The sequence below is a fragment of the Mesorhizobium sp. P2_D1 genome (assembly GCF_056404455.1).
Genome location: NZ_JBFUDZ010000105.1, coordinates 1 through 5,382, shown reverse-complemented (window position 1 = coordinate 5,382; position 5,382 = coordinate 1). Strand labels below are relative to the sequence as shown.

The following is a 5,382-nucleotide window of genomic DNA, read 5'->3' as shown; positions in this document are numbered from 1 at the left end:
CTTCTACGAATGCAAGAACTGCGGCGTAATCTTAAAGCCCTTAGCGGGTGATTGCTGCGTTTTCTGCTCATATGCCGATCTGCCATGCCCGCCGCTTCAGGAGGATGGCCAAGCCAACCGCACTGAAGGCCAGAAGCGCCCGCCGATGTGATCGGGCAACGTCGTCCACGTTATGCGCATCGCCGCCGGCGAGGAGGCCGACGACATCAAACTGAGACGCTACCCGCCGGAGCCCTTCTGACAAAGGGCGACAAGTCCCTGGCAAGAGAGTATGTTGATTCCGGTGCAGGTCGCGGTTTTGCGTGGCCAGTCTCGCAGAACGACAGCACCGCTAAACCGCGACCTTACCGGACCTGGTCTGGAGGGAATGGTCATGGCAAGCTTTCATGTGATCGCAGGCGCCAGCGAGACGCTGGAACATACCAAAATTCGAAAAATCGGTGTTTCCGACCTTTTCGACGCGCTCAAACGGGGCGTCGACGATTTCATGGTCAAACCGTCGCACATCGTTTTTCTCTGCCTGATCTATCCGCTCGTGGGTGTCGTGCTCGCCGCCTGGACTTCGGGCGCCAATGCGTTGCCTTTGTTGTTTCCGCTGGTCTCCGGTTTCGCGCTGATTGGCCCCTTCGCGGCGATCGGCCTCTATGAAATCAGCCGCAGGCGGGAAGTCGGTCTCGACACCTCCTGGAGACACGCTTTCGAGGTCAGGAATTCTCCGGCGCTGCCGGCCATCGCAGCGGTCGGGATCATGCTGTTTGCAATCTTCATCGCCTGGCTTTTGACGGCGCAGATGTTCTACCAATATCTTTTCGGCCCGGCGCCGCCAGAATCGATATCCGGCTTCATCAATGAAATATTTGCCACCGGCCGCGGCTGGACGCTGATCATCCTTGGGCACGTCATCGGCTTCGTCTTCGCAGTGGTGGTGTTGTGCACAACGGTCGTCGCCTTCCCATTGTTGCTCGACCGCGACGTCGGCGCCTACGAAGCCATCCACACCTCGGTGCGTGCGGTGCTGGCGAACCCGATCACCATGGCTGTCTGGGGACTGATCGTCGCCGTTGCCCTGATCATCGGCTCGCTGCCGGTGTTCGCCGGACTGGCCGTCGTGTTGCCGATCCTCGGTCACGCCACCTGGCATGTCTACCGCAAGGTCGTGGAGTCGCCCGCCAGACCGGCGAGTTGAGGAGGTTCTGCCTGACTGCACCGGCTGGGTGCCGGTGCAGTTCGATCGAGGCCGTCAGTAAGCCGGGTGACTGAAGCTGGCCTGGTATGCGCCCATGGTCAGGCTGCGGAAATCCTTGCCGCTGACATGCACCAGCGTTCTGTGGTCGCCGCCTTCGAAGTAGATATCGGCGGCATCGCCAAGGCTTTCATCGACAATCACTGGCACATCATAGGCTGCGCCGATCGGCGGGATGGCGCCGATGTCGCAATCGCCGAAGAGCGAAATCACCTCGTCTTCGGAGGCGAGTCCGAGACGTTTGTCCATGACGTCCTGCAACCTGCCAAGTTCGATCCTGTGGGTGCTTGGAACCACGGCCAGCGTGTAGCCAAGCTCGTGGTGAACGACCACGGATTTCGCCATGATGCTGCCGGGGACATGCGCGGCTATTGCCGACTGCCGGCTTGTTGACGTGCGATGATGAGCGACGGTGTCGTAGGAAATACCCTTGCCGTCGATGAAGTCCTTCAGCCTGTTTGCGATCGTCATCTTGGCCTCCTTGCCGGAGTTCGCGACGCACGGGTTTGCGCGTCAGTGCCCGGATCCGAAAAACGCCAGCCTGGTGAAAAGGGTGTAGTCGGCTTCGAAGACCATCATTGTCGTGAACACCAGCACCAGTATCGGCGGCAGGATGATCGCATAGGCCAGCGCCAGCCGTTCCCAGGCCATGTGCATGAATACGGCGACGATCAGCCCTGCCTTGAGGATCATGAAGATCAGGATCAGCGACCATCTGAGATAGCCTTGCAGGCCGAAATAATCGACCAGGTAGGAGCAGGTGCTGAGGATGAACAGCCAAGCCCAGACCACCAGATAGAGCTTGATAGGATGTTCCTGATGCTCGTCGGCGTGGGCGACGGCCGCTGGCGCCTCATGTGCATGACCAGCATGTAGCGCGTGTTGTCCGAGGCCGTTTGCGGTTGCTTCTGCCATGTCTGCCTCTCACCAAAGATAGAAGAATGCGAAGATGAACACCCAGACCAGGTCGACGAAGTGCCAGTACAGCCCCATGATCTCGACGTTCTCATAGCGGCCCGTGCGGCTGGTGAAGAAACCACGCCGTCCGGTGTCGAAATCGCCGCGCCAGACCTTTCGCGCCACGATGATCAAGAAGATCACCCCAATCGTCACATGAGTGCCGTGGAAACCGGTGATCATGAAGAAAGACGAACCGAATTGTGCAGCGCCCCAGGGATTGCCCCAGGGCCGCACCCCTTCAGTGATCAGCTTGGTCCATTCGAAGGCCTGCATGCCGACAAAGGTCGCGCCGAGCGCCGCGGTCAGAAGCATGAGGATTGCCGTCTTGCGGCGGTCGCGGCGATAGCCGAAATTGACCGCCATGGCCATCGTTCCGCTGCTTGAGATCAGCACGAAGGTCATGATGGCAATCAGGATCAGCGGGATATCCGAGCCGCCGATGCGAAGCGCAAAGACCTCGCTCGGATTGGGCCACGGCACGCGTGTCGACATACGCGCGGTCATGTAGGAGAGCAGGAAGCAGCCGAAGATGAAGGTGTCGCTGAGCAGGAAGATCCACATCATGGCCTTGCCCCAGGACACGTTCTTGAACGCACGCTGATCCGAGGACCAGTCGGCGGCAATGCCTTGCCAGCCCGAGGGCCGTGGCTCCGTCTTGCCGATATGCGTCAGTGTCTCTGCCATCCGCTTGATCCCTTCAGGTCAGCAACTGTCGGCAAATGTCGATGAACGTAGCGGCCCAGCCGGCCAGCAGGGCAAAGATGGCGAGCCAGACGAAGAGCAGGAAATGCCAGTACATGGCGCACAGTTCGACGCCGAGGCGAAGCCGCTCGGGTCGTGCTCCGTTCCATGCGCTGACGGTTGTTCTGCTTAGGCCCACCAGCCCGCCCAGTATGTGCAGGCCATGCATGCCGGTGATCAGGTAGAAAAAGCTGTTGGCCGGATTGGAGCTCAGCAGATAGCCATCGTCGGTCATCTGCCGCCATGCCATGAGCTGCCCGATCAGGAAGGCAAGCGCCGTGAGCCCGGCCGTGGCAAGGCCAAGCCTGACCATGTCGACCTGACCGTTGCGTGCCGCCACCACGGCACATTGCAGCGCGATGCTGCTCAGGACCAGCACGCCCGTGTTCAGCCAGAGCAGGCGCGGCAGCGGCAGAGGCCGCCAGTCCGACAGGCCCATGCGCATGAAGTAGGCGCTGGTGAACAGCGAGAACAGGCAGCCGACGACGGCGAGGAAGACGCCGAGGCCGATCTTGGCGGTGGGCAGCGCCGACCGGTCGAGGCCGACAAAATCGCCGGCCAGACCTTGTTCGAGCCATGGCTTGGTCGTCAGCCGCTGGTGCGAAAGCCACCATCCGGCAAACCCGGCAATGACGAGCAGGAAGACCAGGATGACGCTCATGCCGGCTCCCTCGAGGGGCCGAAGGTACCCGGCATGTTCTGCGGGATGAAATCCTCCTTGGCGCCCGGTACGCTGTAATCATAGGGCCAGCGATAGACGATCGGCAGGTCCTTGCCGAAATTGCCGTGCGTCGGCGGTGTATGCGGCGTCTGCCATTCGAGGGTCGTGGCCCGCCACGGATTGCCGCCGGCCTCGCGGCCATGGCGGATGCTCCAGATCAGATTGAACAGGAACACCATTTGGGCAAAGCCGACGATGAAGGCCATGATGCTGATGAACGAGTTCAGGTGGTGGGCCGACTCCGTCATGATGGTCATATCGGTCAGTTCAGCGTAGCGGCGCGGCACACCCATCAGGCCGAGGTAGTGCATGGGGAAGAAAATCAGGTAGGCGCCGAGGAACGTGACCCAGAAATGGAACCGGCCCAACATCTCGTCGAGCATCCGGCCGGTGACCTTCGGGTACCAATGGTAGATCGCGCCAAAAACCACGAGGATCGGGGCGACACCCATGACCATATGGAAATGGGCGACGACGAACATCGTGTCGGACAGCGGAACATCGACGACCACATTGCCGAGAAACAACCCGGTCAGTCCGCCGTTTACAAAGGTGACGATGAACGCCAGGGCAAAGAGCATGGGTATGGTGAGATGGATGTCGCCCCTCCACAGGGTCAGCACCCAATTGTAGACCTTGATGGCGGTCGGAACGGCGATGATCAGCGTCGTAGTGGCGAAGAAGAAGCCAAAATAGGGGTCCATGCCGCTGACATACATGTGGTGCGCCCAGACCACGAAGCTCAGCGCGCCAATGCCGACGATGGCCCAGACCATCATCCGGTAGCCGAAGATGTTCTTGCGTGCATGGGTGCTGATCAGGTCGGATACGATGCCGAACGCCGGCAGCGCCACGATGTAGACCTCGGGATGGCCGAAGAACCAGAACAGGTGCTGGAACAGGATCGGGCTGCCGCCATTGTGCTGCAGTTGCTCGCCCATCTCGGAGATCGCCGGCATGAAGAAGCTGGTGCCGAGGGCGCGGTCAAGCAGCATCATCACACAGGCGACGAACAGCGCCGGAAAGGCGAGCAGGGCCATGACGGTCGCGGTGAAGATGCCCCAGACGGTCAGCGGCAGGCGCATCATTGTCATGCCGCGCGTGCGGCCCTGCAGCACGGTCACCACATAGTTCAGGCCGCCCATCGTGAAGCCGATGATGAACAGGATCAGCGAGGACAGCATCAGGATGATGCCCCAGTCCTGGCCGCCTGGTGTGCCGCTCATGATGGCTTGCGGCGGATAGAGCGTCCAGCCCGCCCCGGTCGGTCCGCCTGGCGCAAAGAAGCTCGACACCAGAACCAGCACGGCGAGCAGGTAGATCCAGTAGCTCAGCATGTTGACATAGGGAAAGACCATGTCACGCGCGCCGACCATCAATGGGATCAGATAGTTGCCAAAGCCGCCGAGGAAGAGGGCGGTGAGCAGGTAGATCACCATGATCATGCCGTGCATGGTGATGAACTGGTAGTAGGCTTCCGGAGTGATGAAGTCGAACGTACCGGGGAAGCCGAGCTGCAGCCGCATCAGCCAGGACAGCACCAGGGCGACCAGGCCTATTCCCGTCGCTGTCGCGGAATACTGGATGGCGATGACCTTGGCGTCCTGCGAGAAGACGTATTTCGTCCACCAACTGTGCGGATGGTAGAGTTCCACCTCCGCGACTTCGGCCGGCGGGATGCCATCTGCAGGCGTGATGTCGACCATAGGAACACCTC

The 5,382-nt window shown here is 60.7% G+C and carries 7 protein-coding genes; 2 read left to right on the top strand and 5 right to left on the bottom strand.

Annotated elements, in window-relative coordinates; all coding sequences use genetic code 11:
* Positions 1–151, top strand: a 151-nt coding sequence (locus tag AC1D0I_RS31995; RefSeq protein WP_477400110.1) for a GDCCVxC domain-containing (seleno)protein, incomplete at its 5' end; no start/stop codon positions are given.
* A 222-nt stretch (positions 152–373) separates the two neighbouring features.
* On the top strand, positions 374–1,186 hold the full coding sequence (locus AC1D0I_RS31990; protein ID WP_457155255.1) for a DUF2189 domain-containing protein: 813 nt from the start codon (positions 374–376) through the stop codon (positions 1,184–1,186).
* Positions 1,187–1,240: 54 nt separating this feature from the next.
* Here the strand turns inward: AC1D0I_RS31990 and AC1D0I_RS31985 are convergent, their stop codons facing one another.
* Genes AC1D0I_RS31985 through ctaD form a run of 5 tightly spaced genes read right to left on the bottom strand, consistent with a single transcriptional unit; the run spans position 1,241 to position 5,371 of the window.
* The gene (locus tag AC1D0I_RS31985; RefSeq protein ID WP_477400108.1) at positions 1,241–1,714 is read right to left on the bottom strand and encodes an aminoacyl-tRNA deacylase; all 474 of its coding nucleotides are present in this window, start codon (positions 1,712–1,714) and stop codon (positions 1,241–1,243) included.
* A gap of 42 nt (positions 1,715–1,756) precedes the next feature.
* Complete coding sequence (locus AC1D0I_RS31980) at positions 1,757–2,158, bottom strand: cytochrome C oxidase subunit IV family protein (protein ID WP_477227394.1); 402 nt, start codon at positions 2,156–2,158, stop codon at positions 1,757–1,759.
* A 9-nt stretch (positions 2,159–2,167) separates the two neighbouring features.
* Positions 2,168–2,887: a heme-copper oxidase subunit III family protein gene (locus tag AC1D0I_RS31975; protein ID WP_111547360.1), complete on the bottom strand. Its 720-nt coding sequence runs from the start codon at positions 2,885–2,887 to the stop codon at positions 2,168–2,170.
* A gap of 13 nt (positions 2,888–2,900) precedes the next feature.
* Complete coding sequence (locus tag AC1D0I_RS31970; protein ID WP_477400107.1) at positions 2,901–3,605, bottom strand: cytochrome c oxidase subunit 3; 705 nt, start codon at positions 3,603–3,605, stop codon at positions 2,901–2,903.
* Positions 3,602–5,371 (bottom strand): cytochrome c oxidase subunit I, encoded by a 1,770-nt coding sequence (gene ctaD, locus AC1D0I_RS31965; protein ID WP_477400109.1) that lies wholly within the window; start codon positions 5,369–5,371, stop codon positions 3,602–3,604. Before ctaD ends, AC1D0I_RS31970 begins: the two co-directional genes overlap by 4 nt.
* Positions 5,372–5,382 lie beyond the last annotated feature (11 nt).